Source organism: Consotaella aegiceratis, assembly GCF_036541425.1.
Lineage (GTDB): Bacteria > Pseudomonadota > Alphaproteobacteria > Rhizobiales > Rhizobiaceae > Consotaella > Consotaella aegiceratis.
Window position 1 is genome coordinate 25752 of record NZ_JAZHFT010000015.1, and the last position, 21318, is coordinate 47069.

23 protein-coding genes are annotated in these 21318 nt (G+C 65.7%); 11 read left to right on the forward strand and 12 right to left on the reverse strand.

The genetic code is table 11. From position 1 onward, the window contains the following. Positions 1-12: 12 nt before the first annotated feature. Entirely contained in the window at positions 13-495 is a 483-nt protein-coding gene (locus SMD10_RS12070) for a GNAT family N-acetyltransferase (RefSeq protein ID WP_331685950.1), read from the reverse strand. Continuing rightward, complete coding sequence (gene gatB / locus SMD10_RS12075; RefSeq protein WP_331685951.1) at positions 492-1991, reverse strand: Asp-tRNA(Asn)/Glu-tRNA(Gln) amidotransferase subunit GatB; 1500 nt, start codon at positions 1989-1991, stop codon at positions 492-494. The genes SMD10_RS12070 and gatB overlap by 4 nt, the downstream gene beginning before the upstream one ends. Before the next feature lie 86 nt (positions 1992-2077). Here gatB and SMD10_RS12080 point away from each other — a divergent pair, with 86 nt between their 5' ends. Further along, positions 2078-2503, forward strand: a complete 426-nt coding sequence (locus SMD10_RS12080; protein WP_331685952.1) for a DUF6455 family protein — start codon at positions 2078-2080, stop codon at positions 2501-2503. Here SMD10_RS12080 and SMD10_RS12085 read toward each other — a convergent pair. The 5 genes from SMD10_RS12085 to SMD10_RS12105 all read right to left on the reverse strand — a co-directional run bounded on the left by SMD10_RS12085 (position 2481) and on the right by SMD10_RS12105 (position 5909). Further along, positions 2481-2801, reverse strand: coding sequence for a chorismate mutase (locus SMD10_RS12085; protein WP_331685953.1), 321 nt, complete (start codon positions 2799-2801; stop codon positions 2481-2483). The two genes, SMD10_RS12080 and SMD10_RS12085, sit on opposite strands and share 23 nt — an antisense overlap. Positions 2802-2817: 16 nt before the next feature. Then, positions 2818-4299: an Asp-tRNA(Asn)/Glu-tRNA(Gln) amidotransferase subunit GatA gene (gatA, locus tag SMD10_RS12090; protein ID WP_331685954.1), complete on the reverse strand. Its 1482-nt coding sequence runs from the start codon at positions 4297-4299 to the stop codon at positions 2818-2820. A gap of 15 nt (positions 4300-4314) precedes the next feature. Next, positions 4315-4824, reverse strand: a complete 510-nt coding sequence (locus SMD10_RS12095) for a GNAT family N-acetyltransferase (RefSeq protein ID WP_331685955.1) — start codon at positions 4822-4824, stop codon at positions 4315-4317. Then, positions 4824-5111 (reverse strand): Asp-tRNA(Asn)/Glu-tRNA(Gln) amidotransferase subunit GatC, encoded by a 288-nt coding sequence (gene gatC, locus SMD10_RS12100; RefSeq protein ID WP_331685956.1) that lies wholly within the window; start codon positions 5109-5111, stop codon positions 4824-4826. The genes SMD10_RS12095 and gatC overlap by 1 nt, the downstream gene beginning before the upstream one ends. A 96-nt stretch (positions 5112-5207) precedes the next feature. Further along, on the reverse strand, positions 5208-5909 hold the full coding sequence (locus tag SMD10_RS12105; RefSeq protein WP_331685957.1) for a metal-dependent hydrolase: 702 nt from the start codon (positions 5907-5909) through the stop codon (positions 5208-5210). 99 nt (positions 5910-6008) lie between these two features. Between SMD10_RS12105 and ruvX the strand changes: the two genes are divergently transcribed. After that, positions 6009-6491: a Holliday junction resolvase RuvX gene (gene ruvX / locus SMD10_RS12110; protein WP_331685958.1), complete on the forward strand. Its 483-nt coding sequence runs from the start codon at positions 6009-6011 to the stop codon at positions 6489-6491. Here ruvX and SMD10_RS12115 read toward each other — a convergent pair. Both SMD10_RS12115 and SMD10_RS12120 read right to left on the reverse strand, forming a co-directional pair. After that, complete coding sequence (locus tag SMD10_RS12115; protein WP_432757229.1) at positions 6440-6778, reverse strand: DUF6105 family protein; 339 nt, start codon at positions 6776-6778, stop codon at positions 6440-6442. The genes ruvX and SMD10_RS12115 overlap by 52 nt on opposite strands. A gap of 15 nt (positions 6779-6793) precedes the next feature. Then, complete coding sequence (locus SMD10_RS12120) at positions 6794-7330, reverse strand: hypothetical protein (RefSeq protein WP_331685959.1); 537 nt, start codon at positions 7328-7330, stop codon at positions 6794-6796. Between the two features lie 163 nt (positions 7331-7493). Here SMD10_RS12120 and SMD10_RS12125 point away from each other — a divergent pair, with 163 nt between their 5' ends. The 4 genes from SMD10_RS12125 to dprA are packed head-to-tail and all read left to right on the forward strand — an operon-like array spanning position 7494 to position 11507. Next, entirely contained in the window at positions 7494-8447 is a 954-nt protein-coding gene (locus tag SMD10_RS12125; RefSeq protein WP_331685960.1) for an aspartate carbamoyltransferase catalytic subunit, read from the forward strand. Further along, a complete protein-coding gene (locus tag SMD10_RS12130; RefSeq protein WP_331685961.1) occupies positions 8444-9766 on the forward strand; it encodes a dihydroorotase in 1323 nt (440 codons plus the stop codon). The genes SMD10_RS12125 and SMD10_RS12130 overlap by 4 nt, the downstream gene beginning before the upstream one ends. Beyond that, positions 9763-10368 carry a glycerol-3-phosphate 1-O-acyltransferase PlsY gene (plsY, locus tag SMD10_RS12135; protein ID WP_331685962.1) on the forward strand — a complete coding sequence of 202 codons (606 nt, stop codon included), beginning with the start codon at positions 9763-9765 and terminating at the stop codon, positions 10366-10368. Before SMD10_RS12130 ends, plsY begins: the two co-directional genes overlap by 4 nt. 50 nt (positions 10369-10418) lie before the next feature. Beyond that, positions 10419-11507: a DNA-processing protein DprA gene (gene dprA, locus SMD10_RS12140; RefSeq protein ID WP_331685963.1), complete on the forward strand. Its 1089-nt coding sequence runs from the start codon at positions 10419-10421 to the stop codon at positions 11505-11507. Here dprA and SMD10_RS12145 read toward each other — a convergent pair. After that, on the reverse strand, positions 11493-11675 hold the full coding sequence (locus SMD10_RS12145; RefSeq protein ID WP_331685964.1) for a hypothetical protein: 183 nt from the start codon (positions 11673-11675) through the stop codon (positions 11493-11495). The genes dprA and SMD10_RS12145 overlap by 15 nt on opposite strands. A gap of 245 nt (positions 11676-11920) precedes the next feature. On the opposite strand from SMD10_RS12145, the gene topA reads away from it, so the two are divergent. The 5 genes from topA (at position 11921) to rpmG (ending at position 19239) form a co-directional block, all read left to right on the forward strand. Beyond that, a complete protein-coding gene (topA, locus tag SMD10_RS12150; protein ID WP_331685965.1) occupies positions 11921-14632 on the forward strand; it encodes a type I DNA topoisomerase in 2712 nt (903 codons plus the stop codon). A gap of 2 nt (positions 14633-14634) precedes the next feature. Next, complete coding sequence (gene rnr / locus SMD10_RS12155; RefSeq protein ID WP_331685966.1) at positions 14635-16911, forward strand: ribonuclease R; 2277 nt, start codon at positions 14635-14637, stop codon at positions 16909-16911. After that, positions 16911-17345, forward strand: a complete 435-nt coding sequence (locus tag SMD10_RS12160; RefSeq protein ID WP_331685967.1) for a DUF983 domain-containing protein — start codon at positions 16911-16913, stop codon at positions 17343-17345. Before rnr ends, SMD10_RS12160 begins: the two co-directional genes overlap by 1 nt. 232 nt (positions 17346-17577) lie before the next feature. Then, positions 17578-18777 (forward strand): MFS transporter, encoded by a 1200-nt coding sequence (locus SMD10_RS12165; protein WP_331685968.1) that lies wholly within the window; start codon positions 17578-17580, stop codon positions 18775-18777. 294 nt (positions 18778-19071) lie between these two features. Next, positions 19072-19239 (forward strand): 50S ribosomal protein L33, encoded by a 168-nt coding sequence (rpmG, locus tag SMD10_RS12170; protein ID WP_331685969.1) that lies wholly within the window; start codon positions 19072-19074, stop codon positions 19237-19239. Between the two features lie 329 nt (positions 19240-19568). Here rpmG and SMD10_RS12175 read toward each other — a convergent pair whose 3' ends face one another. Together SMD10_RS12175 and SMD10_RS12180 are read right to left on the reverse strand one after the other, a co-directional pair. Next, entirely contained in the window at positions 19569-20936 is a 1368-nt protein-coding gene (locus SMD10_RS12175) for a PleD family two-component system response regulator (protein WP_331685970.1), read from the reverse strand. A 10-nt stretch (positions 20937-20946) separates the two neighbouring features. Further along, complete coding sequence (locus SMD10_RS12180) at positions 20947-21318, reverse strand: response regulator (protein ID WP_331685971.1); 372 nt, start codon at positions 21316-21318, stop codon at positions 20947-20949.

Here is a 21318-nt window from a genome sequence, read left to right on the forward strand (position 1 = left end):
ACCGCTGCGGACTCATTCCAGCATTTCCATGGCGATCACGCTGACGCCGTCGGCGCTCCCGCGAACCATGCCCAGCGGCTCGAAGCCATGCTTCTCGTAGAAGCGGACGGCGCCCCGATTGGCCGGCTCGACCTCGACGCGAACCCGCGAATGGCCTCCAAACGCCTGATGCACGGCGCGCAGGAGCCGGCTGCCGATGCCCCGGCGCTGGGCGTCGGGTCGCACGTAGAGCTGGTAGAGCGTCAGAATGCCCTCTTCTTCCAGCGCTGCGAAGGCCATGCCGGCAAGACCGCTTTCATCCTCGGCCAGGAGGAAGCTTGCCCGGGGACGAGCCAGCCTGCCCTTCATCGCCTCGATCGAATGCCACTCGCCCGTCAGCCGCTCCACCGTTTCGGCGCCATAGATGGCATCGTAGGTCGCATGCCACGTCTCGCGCAGCAGGCTGCGCACCGCCTCGAGATCGTCAGGAGTCGCCGGGCGGATGGTTGGCGTCATTCAAGACCCAATTTGCTCTTCACCAGCGCATTGACGGCCTGCGGATTGGCCTTGCCGCCGGTTGCCCGCATCACCTGTCCGACGAACCAGCCGGCCAGCGTCGGCTTGGCCTTGGCCTGCTCGACCTTGTCCGGATTGGCGGCGATGACCTCGTCCACCGCCTTTTCGATGGCACCGGTGTCGGTCACCTGCTTCATGCCGCGGCTTTCGACGATTTCGTTGGGATCGCCGCCCTCGGTCCACACGATCTCGAACAGATCCTTGGCGATCTTGCCGGAGATCGTGCCGTCTCGGATGAGATCGAGGATAGCGCCGAGCTGATCGGCTGAAACCGGTGTGTCCTCAATGCCTTTGCCGGACTTGTTCAAGGCGCCCAGCAGGTCGTTGATCACCCAGTTCGCCGCCTGCTTGGCGTCGCGCCCCTTGGCAACCTCCTCGAAGAATCCCGCCACTGCACTCTCGGAAACGAGAATCGAGGCGTCATAGGCGGACAGGCCGGCGTCCTTCATCAGCCGCGCCTTCTTCTCGTCGGGCAGTTCCGGCAGGCCCTCGGCCAGCGCATCGACGAAGGCCTGGTCGAACTCCAGCGGCAGAAGGTCCGGATCGGGGAAATAGCGGTAGTCGTGCGCCTCCTCTTTGGAGCGCATCGCCCGCGTCTCGCCCTTCGCCGGGTCGAACAGCCGGGTTTCCTGATCGACCGCGCCGCCGTCCTCGATCAGCGCGATCTGCCGCCGGGCCTCCGATTCGATCGCCTGACCGACGAAGCGAATCGAGTTGACGTTCTTGATCTCGCACCGAGTATTGAACTCGCCGCCCGGACGCCGAACCGACACGTTCACGTCGGCGCGCATCGAGCCCTCGTCCATGTTGCCGTCGCAGGTGCCTAGGTAGCGCAGGATCGTGCGCAGTTTGGTCAGAAAGGCGCGGGCCTCGTCGGCCGAGCGCATATCGGGCTTGGAGACGATCTCCATCAGCGCCACGCCCGAGCGGTTCAGGTCCACATAGGACATGGTCGCGTGCTGGTCGTGCAGAGACTTGCCGGCGTCCTGCTCCAGATGCAGGCGCTCGATGCCGACTTCGACGTCCTCGAATTCACCTTTGGAATCCGGACCGACCGAGACGATGACCTTGCCCTCGCCGACGATCGGGTCCTTGTACTGGGAGATCTGATAGCCCTGCGGCAGATCGGGATAGAAGTAGTTCTTGCGGTCGAACACCGAGCGATGGTTGATCTTCGCTTTCAGGCCGAGGCCGGTGCGCACCGCCTGGCGAACGCATTCCTCGTTGATCACCGGCAGCATGCCGGGCATCGCCGCGTCGACCAGCGAGACGTGCTCGTTGGGGTCGCCGCCATATTCGGCGGAGGCACCGGAAAACAGCTTCGACTTGCTGATCACCTGGGCATGGACCTCCATGCCGACGATGATCTCCCAATCGCCGGTGGCGCCGGCGATGAATCTCTTCGGGTCCGGGGTACGGGTGTCAACGATGCTCATGGCGCGCCTTGCTGCGGATCATTCAAAAAAATCGCTAGAGGAAACGAATAGGGTGTTCAAGGTCGTTGGCACGAAGAGCGCATCGCTTGGCCGAACCGATGATCATGTCGACGACAGGCTTGATTCTGATCAAGCCGCGGCCGACGCGAAATGACTATCGTTCGCCGATCCGCAATGCTCGACAGGAACAGGCCGTGGTATTGTCCGATCTGTTTCGGCGCTTGCGCCGTCGCCCTCATCTCTTGTCTCGCATGATGCGCACCGTCGGCGCCGATTCAACGGCGTCCCTAATGCGTGGCCCGATGTTGCGGCACGCGGCTGAAAATTGCCGTGTCTGCGCGCGAAAGCGGGAGTGTCGGGCCTGGCTGCGCTGGCGCGCCAAGGCGGCGTGCGCTCCCGGGTTCTGTCCCAACGCCAACCTCTTGATGGTGGCCGCGAGCGCCGCAAACGTCGACGGACCGGAATCGACGACCGCCGCGTCCATGGCCGCTATTGCTCCGCCTTCCCATTGAGCCGCCGCTCTTCCTCGGCGATCGCCGCTTCCACGATCTTTTCCCAGATTGAACCATAGAGCTCCGGGGCCAGCCCGTGGGCGGCGGCCCGGCGCCGGGCGTTTTCGACCACTTGGTCCACCCGCGTCGGAATGTTGGCCGGCAGGCCGATGCCCGCCTTCAACTCGGCAGCGCGGTGGATATAGGTCATGCGCTCGGCAAAGAGGTCGAACAGCGCGTCGTCCACCCGATCGATCTCGGCGCGCAGTTCCTCCATCGAGGTGCAGTCTTCAGGCGCTCGTTTGTCCGATCCGCTCATCAGATACCCCGTCCGTTCACCACCAGGGCGTCGGCTCGAAGCGGCCGGCCGCCTGCTCGATCACGTGAGCGGTCGAAAACAGCGTCTCCTCGTCGAAGGGGCGGCCGATGATCTGCAGGCCGAGCGGCGTGCCCTCCGCCGACAGCCCGCCCGGCACGGCGATGCCCGGCAGGCCGGCCATGTTGACGGTCACGGTGAAGATGTCGTTCAGGTACATTTTCACCGGATCGGCATTCATCTCCTGATCGGCGATGCCGAAGGCCGCCGACGGCGTCGCCGGCGTCAGCAGCGCGTCCACGCCACTGTCGAACACCGTCTCGAAGTCGCGCTTGATCAACGTGCGCACCTTCTGCGCCTTGAGGTAGTAGGCGTCGTAATAGCCCGCCGACAGCACGTAGGTGCCGATCAGGATGCGGCGCTTGACCTCGCGGCCGAAGCCGGCGGCCCGGCTCTTTTCATACATGTCGATGATGTCCTTGCCGGGCACCCGCAGGCCGTAGCGGACGCCGTCGTAGCGCGCGAGGTTCGACGAGGCCTCGGCCGGCGCCACGATGTAGTAGGCCGGCAGCGCGTACATGGTGTGCGGCAGCGACACGTCGACGATCTCGGCGCCGGCGTCGCGCAGCCAGGCGATGCCCTGTTGCCAGAGCGCCTCGATCTCGGACGGCATGCCGTCGACCCGGTACTCCTTCGGCACGCCGATCTTCAGCCCCTTCACCGAGCGGCCGATCGCCGCCTCGTAGTCGGGCACCGGTCGGTCGACCGAGGTCGTGTCCTTGTCGTCCACCGAGGCCATCGACTTGAGCATGATCGCGGCGTCACGCACGTCGCGGGCGATCGGCCCCGCCTGATCGAGAGAGGAGGCGAAGGCGACGACGCCCCAGCGCGAGCAGCGGCCATAGGTGGGCTTGATGCCGACCGTGCCGGTAAAGGCCGCTGGCTGGCGGATCGAGCCGCCCGTGTCGGTCGCCGTCGCGCCGGCACAGAGGTGGGCAGCCACCGCCGAGGCCGAACCGCCTGAGGAGCCGCCCGGCACCAGATCAAGATTGGAGCCCTTGCGGCGCCACGGGCTTTTGACCGGGCCGTAATAGCTCGTCTCGTTGGACGAGCCCATGGCGAACTCGTCCATGTTGAGCTTGCCGAGCATGACGGCGCCATCGGCCCACAGATTGCTCGTCACGGTCGATTCGTAAGGTGGCTTGAAGGCGTCGAGCACGTGGCTGGCGGCCTGGGTGTGCACGCCCTGGGTGGCGAACAGATCCTTGATGCCGAGCGGGATGCCTTCCAGTGCTCCGCCCTCGCCCTTGCCGAGCTTTTCGTCGGACGCCCTGGCCATGGTGCGCGCCTGGTCCGGCGTCACCACGACATAGGCGTTGAGCATCTCGTTGGCCCGGTCGATCGCCGCAAGATAGGCGTCGGTCAGGTCCAGGGCGCTGAACTCCTTGGCCCGGAGCTTGGTCCGCGCCTCGGCGATCGTAAGGGAAGTCAGATCCGTCATCGTGCTCGTTTTGCTTCAAGCCAGGGCGGCGGAACGGCGCTGAGGCGCTTCCAGCCGCTTTTCCATAAAAAGCGAATAGGGGTTGTCGGGATACTCGCCGAACGCACCGCGCGGTCGAAAGCCCGCCCGCCGGTAGACGCGACAGGCCGCGCCATAGTTCTCGTCGGTTTCCAGCATCAGATATCCGGCACCGGCATCGCGCGCCGCCGCTTCGATCGTCGCCAGGATCCGGCCACCGATACCGCGACCGGCAAAGGCCGGTCGCACATACATGCGCTTGACCTCGCCGTAATCGCCACCCGATTTCAGGCGAAGCGCGCCGCATCCGACCGCCTGCCCGTCGATCCGGGCGACCCAGACGGTCGTATCGGCGCCCGCCATGTCCTCGGCGGTCAGGCGAAAGTTGAAGTCGTCGGGCGTACCGGGCGCCTGAGCGCTGATCGCCGCATCGAGTTCAGCGACCAGAAGCGCGACGTCGTCCTGAAGCGGCGTCTCGACGGTGATGACGACCTCGCCCGCGCCCATCACTCGACGACCTTGGGCACCATGAAGAAATGGTCGTCGCTGGCAGGCGAATTGGCGACGACGTCCTCGGCGATTTCTCCGGTCGTCACCACGTCCTGGCGCTTCTTCATCTCGGTGGGGATCACCGAGGTCATCGGCTCGACGCCCGCGACGTCGACCTCGTCGAGCTGCTCGACGAAGCCGAGAATGGCGTTGAGCTCGCCCTGCATGGCTTCGGCCTCGGCATCGGTGACCGCGATGCGGGCCAGGCGGGCGACACGGCGAACGGTATCAATGTCGACGGACATGATGCTCCTTTAAGGTCTCGTCGAGGGTCGTCCCGCTATAGCGGGCGGCCGGACCTCGCGCAATTGCGCTCGCGGCAGGTCTGGCGGTCTGCTGCCTCACACCTCGAAGGGTTCGCCGATCGTCGGCTGCAGCACCTTGTGGGCGTCGCCCTCCATCGCCTCCACGAACTTGGCCGGAGAGGCGTCCAGGATCGGCATGGTGCCCCAATGGAGCGGCACGATCGTGTCGAAATGGAAGTAGCGCCGGCAGGCGAGCGCGGCCACCGCGCCGCCCATGGTCAACCGGTCGCCCACCGGCACCATGCCGATCTTCGGCCGGTGCAGTTCCTCGATGATCGCCATGTCGGAAAAGATGTCGGTGTCGCCCATGTGGTAGACGGTCGGCCCGTCGGTGAAGTGCAGCACCAGACCGTTCGGCATGCCGAGATAGACGGGCTTGCCGTCGTCGTCCGTGTTGGACGAGGAATGGAAGGCCTGGGTGAGCGTCACCGAAAAATCGTCGAACCGTACCGTTCCGCCGGTGTTGAGCGGTTCGATATTGGGGACGCCCTTGCCCTTGAGCCAGGTCACGAGTTCGAAGGTCCCGACGACCTTGGCGCCGGTCTTCGACGCGATGTCGACGGTATCGCCGACGTGATCCGAGTGGCTGTGCGACAACACGATATGGGTGACGCCGGCCGAAGCGTCCTGAGCGCTGCCGTTGAAGTGCGGATTGCCGCTCAGAAACGGATCGATGAGGATGACCGACGCACCGGTCTCGATACGAAACGCCGAATGGCCGAAATAGGTGATCTGCATGACGACTGTCCCTTCCTTGTCCCGCTGTGCCTGACGGCCTATGGCCTAAGTGAGGGCGGGAGCCGATCGGTCAAGGCGGCCCGCGCGGAAGGATCGCAGATGAGCCTCGTGGACATTTCAGCGCTGCCGGACGGCTTGCCGCAAGGAACGGTGATTGCCGGGCTCGACCTCGGCACCAAGACCATCGGTCTGTCCGTGTCCGACCTCGGCTTGCGATTCGCCACGCCTCGCCCGGTGATTCGGCGCACCAAGTTCTCCAAGGACGCCGCCGCCCTGCTCTCGGTTCTCGATCAGGAGCGTTGCGGCGCGATCGTCATCGGGTTGCCCCTCAACATGGACGGCAGCGAGGGACCGCGCGCGCAGTCGACGCGCGCCTTCGTCCGCAATCTGGTCCGGCTCACCGACCGCTCCATCGCCCTTTGGGACGAACGGTGGTCCACCGTCGCGGCCGAGCGTGGCATGATCGAGGCGGATGTTTCGCGCAAAAAGCGCAGCGAGCGAATCGATTCGGCTGCCGCCTCCTTCATCCTTCAGGGGGCGTTGGACAGGCTCGCCGCATTGTCCCGCGTCGCGGGCTCCTGATCCTGCGCCCCTCGCCGCTGCTTGATCCATTGGACGATGGCGCGCCGCTTGCGGAAAGCGACCAACCCGAGCACCAGAAAGCTGTCGTAGAACAAGGCATCCGCCACCATGCCGGGGATCGCAGCGGGTTCGACGCCCAAAATGGCGCCGTAGACCGCAAACACCCGGTCATGCAGCTCCCGCGAAAAGAAGAACATGCCGAAGCTGAGGTCATTCAGCGACAGGAAATACCATCCCCAGAAGAAGCCGACCGGCGCAAGCCAGAAGATCAGAAGGCTTCGAATCACCGCGGCACCGTCCTCTCAATCATGGCGAGGCTGCGTATAGAGCCGCGTCTGGCGTGCCATGCCGGCGGCGATCGTGGAGATCGCCTCGAGAAACGCCTCCGAATCCTCCTCGCCGTCGGGTTCGGAGACCAGATGGTCGAAGCCGAGCGCCGCGAAGCTCACCACGAAGGCGGTGATCAGGCTGCTCCCTGCATGCTGGAACGGGCCGATGGGGAGACCGGTCACCGCGGTCGCAAGGGCCATGGCGGACAAGGCGGCGAACGCAAGGGCGACCGCCGTCTCTCCGCCGGCCTCGGCGCCTCGACGTTTGCCGTGAAGCAGCACGAGACCCGAGACGAGCGACGCGCACAAACCCAGCGACAACGCGAGACTGATGAGTCGATGGATCGGTGCGGCCCCGTCGGTCGTAGCGAGCATGGCCGTGAATGCAGGGGATGGCGAGAACGGCAAAAGGCCCGCCAACCCCGTCACCTGCAACAGCTGGACCAGGCAGAAACCGCCGGCAAAGCCCAGCCACGCACTGGCAGCAAGGGTGCTCGGCAGTCGTTTCATTCGGCCCGTCCTCGGATTGCTTAAGAAATCCTAAACGGCAATGTCGTCGTCCGGTTCACCCGGCGCAAGCGAAAGCCCGGCTCATGGTTAATGCGCGTCGGGTGTGGATAGCTTCGATCGTGCTTGTCGCCCGTTGTGGTTTCTCCTATAGCCAAGTTCCAATATGAGCGCGCCCGCCCCCCTCCCGCCTTTCCGGCATCGCCATCTCCTGGGCATTGCGGATTTGTCGCCCCAGGAGATCGAGGCGCTGCTCGATCTCGCCGCTGCCAAGGTCGCCGTCTCCCGCTCCCTCGAGAAGGAGAAATCGGCACTCAAGGGGCGGACCCAGATCAATCTGTTCTTCGAACCGTCGACACGCACCCAGTCGTCCTTCGAGCTCGCCGGCAAGCGGCTCGGCGCCGACGTGATGAACATGTCCGTCGGCAACTCGTCTCTCAAGAAGGGCGAGACACTGATCGACACGGCGATGACGCTCAACGCCATGCAGCCGGATCTTCTGGTGGTGCGTCATCATGCGGCCGGCGCCGTCGCCCTGCTGGCACGCAAGGTCGGATGTTCGGTGGTCAACGCCGGCGACGGCGCGCACGAGCACCCCACTCAGGCGCTGCTCGACGCGCTGACGATCCGGCGCCACAAGGGCCGCATCGCCCGGCTCACCGTCGCGATCTGCGGCGACATCCTGCATAGCCGGGTTGCGCGCTCGAACATCCTGCTGCTCAACGCGCTGGGTGCCCGCGTGCGTGCCATCGGCCCCTCGACGCTGCTGCCGAGTGGCATCGCGGCCATGGGGGTCGAGGTTTTCCGCCGCATGGAGGACGGGCTGGCCGACGCCGACGTGGTGATGATGCTGCGGCTGCAGCGCGAACGCATGGAGGGCTCGTTCGTGCCTTCGGTGCGGGAGTATTTCCGCTATTACGGGCTCGACGCCACGAAGCTGGGTCACGCCAAACCGGATGCCCTCGTGATGCACCCGGGGCCGATGAACCGCGGCGTGGAAATCGCCTCTGACATTGCCGACGGTCCGCAGAGCGTGATCGAGGAACAGGTCGAGATGGGGGTGGCCGTCCGCATGGCCGTGATGGAAACCCTCGTCGGCCATTCGGAGGCCGCGCGATGACCGGAACCGCTCGCCCGCTTGCCATAGAGAACGCCCGGATCGTCGATCCGTCGCGCGGGCTCGACGAAGTCGGGACGGTGATCGTCGAGGACGGCGTGATCGTCGCGTCCGGCACGGACGCCCGCGGACAGGGCGCGCCCGACGGCGCCGAGATTGTCGACGCGCGGGGTCTTGCCGTCCTGCCAGGGCTCGTCGACGCCCAGGTCTTCATCGGCGAGCCGGGCGGCGAGCATCGCGAGACCATTCATTCGGCGAGTGCCGCAGCTGCAGCCGGCGGCGTGACCAGCCTCCTGATGATGCCGGACACGCATCCGGCGATCGACAGCGTCGCGCTGGCGGAATTCGTCATGCGCACCGCCCGCGAGACCGCACTGGTCAATGTCCATCCCGCCGCCGCCCTGACAAGGGGCCTGGCCGGTGAGGAGATGACGGAAATCGGCCTCTTGACCGAAACGGGTGTCCGCGTGTTCACCGACGGGCGCAAAACCTTGTCCAACCCGGCGCTGCTCCGGCGGATCATGACCTATGCCAGCGACTTCGGCGGGCTGGTCATGCACGAGACGCAGGATGCGCAGCTGACCGGCGCGGGTGTCATGAACGAGGGCCTTCTGGCCTCGTGGCTGGGCCTGTCCGGCGTGCCGCGCGAGGCCGAGATCATTCCGCTGGAGCGCGATTTGCGTCTCGCCCGGCTAACCGGCTGCCGCTACCATGCCGCCAAGATATCCGTCGGACCGTCGGCCGAGGTGATTCGCCGGGCCAAGGTCGCCGGCGCCGCGGTGACCGCCGGCACCTCGATCAATCATCTGACGCTCAACGAGAACGACGTCGGCGAATACCGCACCTTCTTTCGCCTGTCGCCGCCGCTGCGCAGCGAAGACGACCGCCTTGCCATGGTCGAGGCGGTGGCCGACGGCACCATCGACATCATCGTTTCGGCCCACGACCCGCACGACGTCGACGGCAAGCGTCATCCGTTCTCGGAAGCCGAGGTCGGGGCGATCGGGCTGGAAACGCTGCTGCCAGCTGCCCTGCGGCTCTATCACGCAGGGTCGCTGTCGCTGTCGCGGCTGATCGAGGCCATGACATCGGCGCCCGCCCGATTGCTGCAGATCGATCGCGGCACGCTGCAGCCGGGCAAGGTGGCTGACCTGATCCTGGTCGATCTCGACGCGCCCTTCCTGTTTTCCGTCGACCGGATCCACTCGCGTTCCAAGAACACCCCCTTCGAGGACGCGCGCTTTCAGGGTCAGGTGCTGCGCACGCTGGTGGCCGGCCGCACCGTTTTCTCTGCCACGCCCGACCCCGAGGCCCGCCGATGACCGAGCTTGCCGGCGGCTGGATCCTTCCGACCGTGGCGCTCGTGGTCGGCTATCTGTTCGGTTCGATTCCGTCGGGCCTGCTGCTCGCCAAGGCGTTCGGGCTCGGCGATATCCGCAAGATCGGCTCCGGCAATATCGGCGCGACCAACGCGCTGAGGACCGGCAACAAGCTGATGGCCTTCCTGACGCTCGTGGCCGACGTGCTGAAGGGCACCATGCCGGTTCTGATCGCCTGGCAGTGGGGCGTGTGGCCGGCCGCCGCAGCCGGCTTCGGCGCCTTTATCGGGCACCTGTTTCCGGTCTGGCTCGGCTTTAAGGGCGGCAAGGGCGTGGCCACCTATATCGGCGTGCTGCTCGGCTTTGCGCCTTGGGGCGTCGTCGTCTTCGGCGCCGTCTGGCTCGCCGTGGCGTTCATCACCCGCTATTCCTCTCTGGCCGCGCTTACCGCGACGCTGCTGGTGCCGGTGTTCTTCGTCTGGTCCGGACAAACGGAGGCGGCCTGGCTCGCCGGCTGCCTGACGGTGCTGGTTTATGTTCGGCATCATGCCAACATCCGCCGCCTGGTCGCCGGCACGGAGGGCAAGATCAGAGCCAAGGGGTGACCGGCCGGGAGGCCGCATCCGCGAGCCTCCGCCTGTCGGATGCCCAGCGCTTGGCTTGGCTGCGACTGATCCGCTGCGACAATGTCGGCCCCGTCACTTTCCGCATGCTGATCAACCGCTACGGCGGTGCCGAGGCGGCCCTCGCCGCCCTGCCTGATCTGGCCGCACGCGGCGGTGCCAAGCGGCGCATCCGCCTGGCCAGTCTGGAGGCAGCGGAAGCCGAAATGGCGACGGCGGTGCGCCTCGGAGCGCGTTTCGTCTGCCTCGGCGAGCCCGATTACCCGGCCATCCTGCGCAGCTTCGAGCAAGCGCCTCCGGTGCTCGCCGTGATGGGCTCGACGGGATCGCTGAGCCGGCCCGCGGTGGCGATTGTCGGCGCGCGCAATGCCTCGCTGGCCGGACTCAAGCTGACCCGCATACTGGCCGAAGAGCTCGGCCGCGCCGGCTTCGTCGTGGTCTCCGGCATCGCCCGCGGCATCGATGCGGCGGCCCATCAAGCCAGCCTCGCCTCGGGCACGATCGGCGTCATGGCCGGTGGTCTCGATCGCCCTTACCCGCCCGAAAACAAGCCGTTGATGCGCCAGATCGTCGACAGCGCCGACGGATGCCTCGTCTCCGAAATGCCGTTTGGCTGGGAGCCCCGCGCGGCCGACTTTCCACGGCGCAACCGAATCGTCGCAGGCCTCGCTCTCGGCCTTGTCGTCGTCGAGGCAGCACAGCGGTCGGGTTCGCTTATTAGCGCACGGCTCGCCGCCGAAATGGGGCGGCTCGTCTTCGCCGTACCAGGGTCGCCGCTCGACCCTCGCGCCGGCGGCACCAACAAGCTGCTCAAGCAGGGCGGCATCCTCGTCACCGAGGCCGCCGACGTCGTCGAGGCGCTGCGCCCTCTCGACGGCCGCCTGTCGATGCAGACGAAATTGAGCCTCAGCGAACCCGAAGCGGCGATTGCCGACGAAGACCCGGCCGAGGAAGATCGCGGCCGAATCGTCGAACTGCTCGGGGTCACCCCCGTGGCGGTGGATGAGATCCTGGAACAATCAGGATTGCGCCCGGCCCTGGCGCAGCTGGTGCTGCTCGAACTCGACCTCGCGGGCCGGCTCGAACGGCATTTGGACGGTCGCATCTCACTCCTTTTTTGAGACATCCAGGTTGAGTTGCCGGACTGTCGCGACCGCCTCCTGTCGAGCCATGTCGATCAGAAATTCGAGCAACGTACGAGATCCGACCAGTTTTTTCAGCTCATCGAGCAAATCGTGAACATATTCGAGTTTTGCAATTTCGTCCTCATCCGAGTCACTGGTATGCATGGCTCCTCGCGGCGATCGCAGGCTCATGAGCAATCGGCGATAGCCTCATAAACCTTAAGGTTGCAATATTTAGGATATTTGCATGATTGGTTGCAATACGTGAAACGCTCGGATCGGCGATCGGGCTTGACCGGCCGGCTCGCACTGTCCATGTGAGCGCTTGCGGTCGACGGCAGCTACCTGCCGGCACCGGCCGTCGAACGTATCAGCCTTTCCGCATACCACTGGTCTGGGACCCACCGCATATGGATCTGGTCATCGTCGAGTCGCCTGCAAAAGCGAAGACGATCAACAAATATCTCGGCAAGAACTACAAGGTTCTCGCCTCCTATGGCCACGTGCGCGACCTTCCTCCCAAGGACGGGTCGGTTCGCCCGGACGAGGATTTCGCCATGAGCTGGGAGGTGGCCAAGCCTTCCCAGAAACGCCTCAGCGAGATCGCCCAGGCCTTGAAGGAATCCGAATCGCTGATTCTCGCCACCGACCCGGATCGCGAGGGCGAGGCCATCTCCTGGCATGTGCTGGAAGTGATGCGGCAGAAGCGAGCGCTCGGCAAGAAGCCGGTTTCGCGCGTCGTCTTCAACGCCATCACCAAGCAGGCGGTCACCGACGCGATGGCAAATCCGCGGCTGATCGACGAGCCTCTGGTCGACGCCTATCTGGCACGCCGCGCGCTCGACTACCTCGTCGGCTTTACCCTGTCGCCGGTGCTGTGGCGCAAGCTGCCCGGCGCCCGCTCGGCCGGCCGCGTCCAGTCGGTCGCCCTGCGTCTGGTCTGCGACCGCGAAGCCGAGATCGAGCGCTTCAAGCCGGAAGAGTACTGGCAGATCGCCGCCCGCCTCGCGACGCCGCGCGGCGACGAGTTCACGGCCAATCTCGCCGCCTTCGACGGCAAGAAGCTGCAGCGTCTGTCGATCAACAACGGCGACGACGCCACCGCCATCCGCACGATGCTGGAGAACGCGGCCTTCCGCGTGTCGAGTGTCGAGGCGAAACCCACCAAGCGGAACCCCGGACCGCCCTTCACCACCTCGACCCTGCAGCAGGCGGCCTCCGCCAAGCTCGGCTTTTCCGCCTCGCGCACCATGTCCGTGGCGCAGAAGCTCTACGAGGGCATCCAGCTCGGCGGCGAGACGGTCGGTCTCATCACCTATATGCGAACCGACGGCGTGCAGATGGCGCCGGAGGCGATCACCGAAGCGCGCCAGGCCATCGGCGCCGGCTTCGGCGAACGCTATCTGCCCGAGAAGCCGCGGCATTACTCGACCAAGGCCAAGAACGCCCAGGAGGCGCACGAGGCGATTCGCCCCACCGCCTTCGCACGGGCTCCGAAGGATGTCGAGCGGTTTCTCGATCGCGACCAGCTCCGCCTCTACGATCTGGTCTGGAAGCGCGCCATCGCGAGCCAGATGGCGTCGGCCGACATCGAGCGCACCACCGTGGAGATCGATGCCGAAGGCAGCGGCAAGACGGCACTGTTGCGCGCGACCGGTTCGGTCGTCCGATTCGACGGCTTCATCGCCGCCTATATCGACCACAAGGACGATGGCGAGGACGACGAGGATTCGGCCCGGCTGCCGGCGATGAGCCCGGCCGAGGCGTTGGCGCGCAAGGCCATTCAGGCCTCGCAGCACTTCACCGAGCCGCCGCCGCGCTATTCGGAAGCCTCTCTCATCAAGAAGATGGAGGAGCTCGGCATCGGCCGTCCATCGACCTATGCCGCCGTCCTGCAGACGCTGCGCGATCGCGATTATATCGTCGAAGAAAAGCGCCGGCTGCTGCCGGAAGCGAAGGGACGCCTCGTCACCGCCTTCCTGCAGAACTTCTTCGAGCGCTACGTCGAATACGACTTCACCGCCGATCTGGAAGAAAAACTCGATCGCATCTCCGCCGGAGAACTGTCCTGGAAGGACGTGCTGCGCGATTTCTGGATCGAGTTTTCCGGCCATGTCGACGGCACCAAGGAGCTTCGGGTCTCCGACGTTCTCGACGCGCTCAACGAGGAACTCGCGCCCCTCGTCTTTCCGCCGCGCGAGGACGGCACCGATCCTCGCGCCTGTCCGCGGTGCGGCGCGGGCCAGCTCAGCCTGAAGCTGGGGCGCTACGGCGCGTTCGTCGGCTGCTCCAACTATCCGGAGTGCAACTACACGCGGCAGCTCGGGACGAGCCTGGCCGCGGACGACAATGGCGACGCCGGCTCCGACGGCCCGCAGGAGCTGGGCATCGATCCCGACACCGGCGAGGCGGTGACGCTGCGCTCGGGCCGTTTCGGCCCGTATGTGCAGCGCGGCGAAGGCAAGGAGGCCAAGCGCTCGTCGCTGCCCAAGGGTTGGGCGCCGGCCGATATCGACCTGGAGAAGGCGCTGCGGCTGATCAACCTGCCGCGCGAGGTGGGAACGCATCCGGAAAGCGGCAAGCCGATCACCGCGGGACTCGGCCGCTATGGCCCCTTCCTGCAGCACGACGGCACCTACGCCAACCTCGAATCGATCGACGACGTCTTCACCGTCGGCCTCAACCGGGCTGTCAGCCTGATTGCGGAAAAGAAGGAACGCGGTGGCGGCCGGGCCAAGCCCGCGGCGATCGCGACGCTGGGCGAACATCCCGACTTCGGCGGCGAGATCACCGTGCGCAGCGGCCGGTTCGGCCCCTATGTCAATGTCGGCAAGATCAACGCCACGCTGCCGCGCGGCAAGGAGCCCGCCAGCGTGACGCTGGAAGAGGCGATCGCTCTTCTCAACGAGCGCGCCGAGAAGACCGGCAAGGGCAAGCCGAAGGCCAAGAAGGCTGCGGCTTCGAAGTCGAAGACGGCCAAGACGGCGAACGGCGCCGAGGAGAGCGAGACCAAGGCCGCGCCGAAGAAAGCCGCGCCGAAGAAGAAGGTCGCCGCCTCCAAGAGCGCGGGCAAGAAGACCGCATCGGCTCCCTCCGACACCGCCCCCTGGGACGGCGACTAGACGTGGCGCGGCGGGCGAGAGCGATCGGGACACGCCCCGGACTGACGCGGGAAGAGGTTCTTCGCTTCATTGCCGCCAATCCCTCGCGCTCCAGCAAGCGCGACATCGCCAAGGCGTTCGGAGCCAAGGGCGAAGATCGGCTGGCGCTCAAGGACATCCTGGCTGACCTCCAGGCCGAGGGCGTCATCGAGGGCGGCCGCAGACGCTATGCCCAGCCGGGCGCACTGCCCGGCGTCACCGTTCTGGAGATCCGCGGGCGTGACGAGGACGGCGGCCTGCTGGCCGAACCGTCGGGCTGGGACGAAGCGGAGCAAGGCGACAGGCCACGCTTTTCCGTGCGTCAGAAGCGCGATTCGGGGCCGGCCGCCGGGATCGGCGACCGCATCCTGGCCCGCCTCAGCCCGGACGATCCGGAAGGCCCGATCGCCCGCGTCATTCGTGTCCTGGAAAAGCGCTCCAACGTCGCGCTCGGCGTCTTCCGTTCGATGCCCGGAGGCGGAGGACGCGTCGAGCCGGTCGAGCGCCGCCAGCTCGAATATGCCGTCGCGCCCGGCGACGCGGCCGGCGCCGTCGACGGCGATCTGGTGGAAGTCGAGCCCGGGCGCCAGCGGCGCGCCGGGTTGCCCTTCGCCACGGTGATCGAGGTGGTGGGCTCGATGAAGAGCGAGCGGGCGATCTCGACCATCGCACTGCATGCTCACGGCATTCCCCACATTTTCCCGCAAGGCGTTCTGGCCGAAGCCGAAGCGGCCGGCCCCGCCACCATGGAGAATCGCGAGGACTGGCGCGCGCTGCCGCTCGTCACCATCGATCCGGCGGACGCCAAGGATCACGATGACGCGGTCTACGCGGCCCCGGACGACGATCCGGGCAATCCGGGCGGCTTCGTCGTCACCGTGGCGATCGCCGACGTCGCCTGGTATGTCCGCCCCGGTTCCAAGCTCGACCGCGAGGCGCTGACGCGCGGCAACTCGGTGTACTTTCCCGATCGGGTGGTGCCGATGCTGCCCGAGCGGATTTCCAACGACCTCTGCTCGCTGAAGGAGGGCGTGGAGCGCCCTGCCCTGGCGGTGCGCATGACGATGTCCGCCCAGGGCGACAAGCGCCGCCACAGCTTCCACCGCGTGATGATGAAGAGCCGCGCCAAGCTCGCCTATGAGGAGGCGCAGGCGGCCATCGATGGTGCGGCGAACGATATCGAGCCCGAGGTGGTGGCGCATCTGCGCGTACTTTGGAACGCCTATGCCGTCCTGAAGGAAGCCCGTGACCGCCGCCAGCCGCTTGATCTCGATTTGCCCGAGCGCAAGATCGTCCTCGACCAAGTCGGTAAAATCGATCGCGTGGTCGTGCCGGAGCGCCTCGACGCCCACCGGCTGATCGAGGAATTCATGATCCAGGCCAATGTGGCCGCCGCCGAGACGCTCGAGGAGCGCCGCCAGGCACTGATCTATCGCGCCCACGACGCGCCGTCGCTCTCCAAGCTCGAATCGCTGCGCGACTTTCTGCGCTCGCTCGACATTTCGCTGGCCAATGCGGGAACGCTGCGCCCCTCGCATTTCAACAGTATCCTGCGCCAGGTGAAGGCGGGAGAGCACGAAAGCCTGGTCAACGAGGTCGTGCTGCGCTCGCAGAGCCAGGCCGCCTATTCGCCCAACAACATCGGTCATTTCGGCCTGAACCTGATGCGCTATGCGCATTTCACCTCGCCGATCCGGCGCTATGCCGACCTCGTCGTCCACCGCGCGCTCGTCACCGCGCTGCATCTCGGAGAAGGCGGTCTCAGCCGCGAGGACGAGGAGAACCTGGAAGCGACCGCCGAGGAAATCTCGCGGGCCGAGCGGCGCGCCATGGCGGCCGAACGCGACACCGTTGACCGGCTCATCGCCCACCATCTGGCCGACCGTGTCGGCGACAGCTTTCAGGGCCGCATCACCGGCGTGACCAAGGCCGGCCTGTTCGTCACGCTGCCGACCTTCGGCGCCGACGGGTTCGTGCCGATTTCGACACTGGGCGGCGAATTCTTCCATTACGACGAGGCGGCCCACACGCTGATCGGAGACCGCAGCGGACGCGGCTACCGTTTGGGCGACGGCGTCGAGGTGCGCTTGGTCGAGGCCGTTCCGCTGGCCGGCTCGATGCGCTTCGAAATGCTGACCGAGCCGCGCGCACTGCCCCGCTCCACCCAATCGTTCCACAAGGCCCGCCGCCGCAAACCGGCGCATCCGGGCAAGCGCGTCGGCAAGGCGACCAAACCCGGCAAGCCGCGCAAGAGACGATGATGGACGATCGCAATCCCACGACAGCCGTGTTCGGTGCCTCACCGGCGGCGCGGCCGATCTGGCCCGCTCTGGCGAATGGCTGGCGCTGCCGCTGCCCGCGTTGTGGCGAAGGCAAGCTGTTTGCCGGCTATCTCACCACCGTGCACGAATGCTCGGTCTGTGGCAAAGAGATCCATCACCACCGCGCCGACGACATGCCGCCCTATCTGACGATCCTGATCGTCGGGCATGTGGTGGTCGGGCTGTTCATGACGGCCGACGACCTGTTCGGCTGGTCGCTGCTGGTCCACAGCATCGTCTGGCCGCTCGTCACCCTGGCCATGTGCCTGGCCCTGCTGCGCCCGCTGAAGGGGGCTACGATCGGCCTCCAATGGGCCATGCGCATGCACGGCTTCGGCGGAGACGAGCCGGCGCCGTCCGACGAACTCGGCTGATCGTCCGTCGGGATCGTCCTTTCGACGCATGCACGGCTTCCGGAATGCTTCCGGCGACGCCGATCCACCATCAAGTTCGCCTCATTTTCCCGGCTTTTCCGGCAGTCGCGTCTGGCCGGAATCGTTCTTCGGATGGTAGAGCGACCGCAGGTCGCTTGGCCTTCGAGTCGCGCGTAGCGTTCTCAATCTGCCGAGATGGCGTCGCAACGCCGGAGACGATCTGAGCCTGGACATGGAACAAAGCACGCCGGACAATCTGATCCAGGACGCCAAGCGCGAAGTCGAATCGGTGGACTGGCTGTCGGCGAGCGCCGCCATCGCCTCGATCACCGCCGTGGGGGCCGGACTCGGCCTGGGCCTTCCGTTGTTGAGCGTCATCCTGGAGCGCCGCGGCATTCCGGCGACGCTGATCGGCGCCAACACCGCGGTGGCGGGCATCGCCTCGCTGATCGCCGCCCCCCTCGTCACCTCGATCGCGCGGCGCCTGGGCGTGCGCATGAGCATGCTGATCGCGATCGTGCTGTCCAGCCTGTCCGGCCTCGGCTTCTATTTCTTCGTGCCGTTCTGGACGTGGTTTCCCCTGCGCCTCGTCTTCCACTTCTCGATCACGGCGCTCTTCGTACTGTCCGAATTCTGGATCAACGCGGCCGCACCGCCGGGTCGCCGCGGATTGGTCCTCGGCATCTACGCTTCGGTTCTGTCGCTCGGGTTTGCGCTCGGCCCTTGGCTGTTCTCTCAACTCGGCGCGGACGGCATTCTGCCCTTCGCTGTCGGCTCCGGCATCATCGTCGCCTCGGCGATCCCCCTCCTCCTCGCGTGGAACAGGCAGCCGGTGATCTCGGAGCGCACCGGCGGCGCCTTTTGGCGCCATCTCTTCGCCGTTCCGACGGCGACCGGCGCCGTGCTTATCTTCGGCGCCGTGGAAGCCGGCGGTTTTGCCCTGTTTCCGATCTTCGGCGTCCGGGTGGGCTTTTCCGAAGCCGAGGCGGCGCAGCTGCTCAGTGCGGTCGGCCTCGGCAACGTGCTGATGCAGATCCCGATCGGGCTCATCAGCGACCGCGTCAAGGATCGGCGATCGCTGCTGGCGCTGTGCGCCTTCGTCGGGCTCGGCGGCACTCTCTGCCTGCCGCTGCTCATCGAGAACTGGTGGGTCATGGCCTGCGTGCTGTTCGTCTGGGGTGGCGTCGTCGCCGGGCTCTACACCGTGGGTTTGACCCATCTCGGTTCGCGCCTGTCCGGCGGCGAACTGGCGGCGGCCAACGCATCCTTCATCTTCTGCTATTCGCTCGGCATGCTGCTCGGGCCCCAAGCCATCGGCGCGTCCATGGACGCCTTCGGCCCCAGTGGATTTGCCTGGGCCCTGGCCTTCTTTTTCAGCGCCTACCTGCTTTTGACGCTGTTGAGGCTGCTGTTTGGTGGCCGCCGGACTTGACTTGGCTGGCGGGATCGCTAGTGTCCGCCGCCAAAGCGTCATCGGCTCCCGCCGGTGGCGCCGATTGGTTTGGTCGGTCGGTAGTCCGGCCGGCGGCGGATCCGCCGCTCCTCAAACTCAAGCGCAAGCGCTGCGGTACGGATGTCCGGCCTGTCGGCGACTCGCGGAGCCCGAAGCATGATCCCGGCAAGGCAAGTCCTTTCGGGGCTCATGCGGACAAATTTGGATGACAGAGGCGCCGCGTGATGCCGGCTAATCACAAGACGCCTCAAGACGCACCGCGGATGGAACACGATGGCCAAGGCGACAACGATCAAGATCAAGCTGCTCAGCACCGCTGACACTGGCTACTTCTATACAGCCAAGAAGAACAGCCGCACGATGACGGACAAGATGGTGAAGACCAAATACGATCCGGTCGCGCGCAAGCATGTCGAATTTCGCGAGACGAAGATCAAGTAGTCGTCGCGACGACCGAATGCTCAAACGCCGCCCTTGAGGCGGCGTTTTTGTTTTCGGTGATGCGAGAGCGTAGAGAAGGTCCAAATAAAAGTGGCCGGCCGGCATACCCGACGCGGTACGAGGAAACCGCGATGATCGGGATACCGACCGGCCGCCCCACGGGACCCAGGAGATGCGGCGGACCTGAGCATTCCATGGGGTAACTCGCCAAGCGCCTTGGCTTGTTGTGTGGCTCTAGCCTCGCTCAAAACAGGAACAAAATCAACGAATCACTTCGAAAGCATGGATGTTTGGTAAACAACCGTTAAGCAAGCTGGGATTTCAGTGCCTTACGCGGCCATTCCGACCACGCGATTGCGGCCTCCCCGCTTAGCCGCATAAAGAGCCTGATCGGCCCGCTTGAGCAGGCTCGACGCATCGTCGCTCGCAGGATTGAAGACCGCGCAGCCGGCGCTCACCGTGATCGAGATCAGCTCTCCCTTGAGATCGACCGCCGTTTCCGCGACGCTCGCCCGGAGCCGCTCGCCAATGAGCTGCGCCGCGCGCCCGTCCGCCTCCGGCATCAGGATCACGAACTCCTCGCCGCCATAACGGCAAGCCAGGTCGCTGCCGCGCAGGGTCTGCGTGATCAGCGCGGCGAACTGTCTCAGCACCAGGTCGCCGGCGTCGTGGCCCCAACCGTCATTGATCTTCTTGAAGTGGTCGATATCGGCGATCAGCACGGCCAGCGGCTTGCCGTCGAGTCGCGCGCGAGCGATCGCCTTTTCGAGGTGGCTTTCCATGAAACGCCGGTTATAGAGGCCCGTCAACGGATCGCGCACCGCCATCTCGATCGTTTCGGTGAGGCTCTGCCGCAGGCCATCCTCGTAGCGTTTGCGGCGGATCAGCGTACGGGTGCGCGCCAACAGCTCGTTGCCGTCGACCGGACGAAGCAGATAGTCGTTGGCGCCCAGTTCAAGGGCCCGCGCGACGCGCTGTTCGTCGTGCAGCTCGGCGACGAGAAGGATCGGAACGGCCCGCGTCGCCTCGGACGAGCGCAGATGGGAGACGAGCCGCAGCGGATCGAAACCCTCCGCCGTCAGATTGACGATCAGCAGTTCGTGGCCGCCGATCGCGGCCGATTCGCGAAATTCGTCGGCGCCACCGATGACCGTCACCGCGTGCTCGCGTCGCAGCAGCCGCGCCAGGCGCTCGGCCGCCTTGGCATTCTCATCGAGAACGAGAAGCTGGCCGGCCCGACCGGCGCTGGTAAGCTGTTCGATCAGGTCCGAGCGCGACACCAGATCGACGGTGGTCTCCGCGCGCACGCGCAGTTCGTCGGTCAGACGCTTCAACCGCGTCAGGCTCTTCACGCGGGAAAACAGCTGAAGGTCGCCGACCGGCTTGGTCAGGAAGTCGTCGGCCCCCGCCTCCAGCCCCATCACGCGATCCGACGGCTGGTCCAGCGCCGTGATCAGCACGATGGGCAGATGCATGGTTTTCGGATTGGCCTTCAGTCGCCGGCACACCTCGTAGCCGTCCATGGCCGGCATCATGATGTCGAGAAGCACCAGATCGATCGGCTCGCTCTGGCAAATCTGCAACGCTTCGGGGCCGCTCGTCGCCAGGACGACATCGAAATACTCCGCCGTCAGACGGGCTTCCAGCAGCCGAAGGTTGGCGTCAACGTCATCGACAACGAGAATGCGGCCCGACATCCCGGCCTCCTCAAGTGTCGCCGAGGAACGACTTGATCATGGCGATGAACGGCGCCACCGAGATCGGCTTCGATATATAGGCCTCGCACCCCCCCTTGCGGATTCGCTCCTCGTCGCCCTTCATAGCGAACGCAGTGACGGCGATCACCGGAATCTTGTGGAGTTCGCTGTCGCTCTTGAGCTGCCGGGTGACATCGAGGCCGGAAATCTCCGGCAGCTGGATATCCATCAGAATCAGGTCCGGCCGATGTTCGCGCGCGAGGTCGACGGCCGTCAGGCCGCTGCGGGTCTGCACCGTGCGATAGCCATGCGCTTCGATGAGATCGCGGAAGAGCTTCATATTCAGCTCGTTATCTTCCACGATCATCACGGTCTTGGTCAT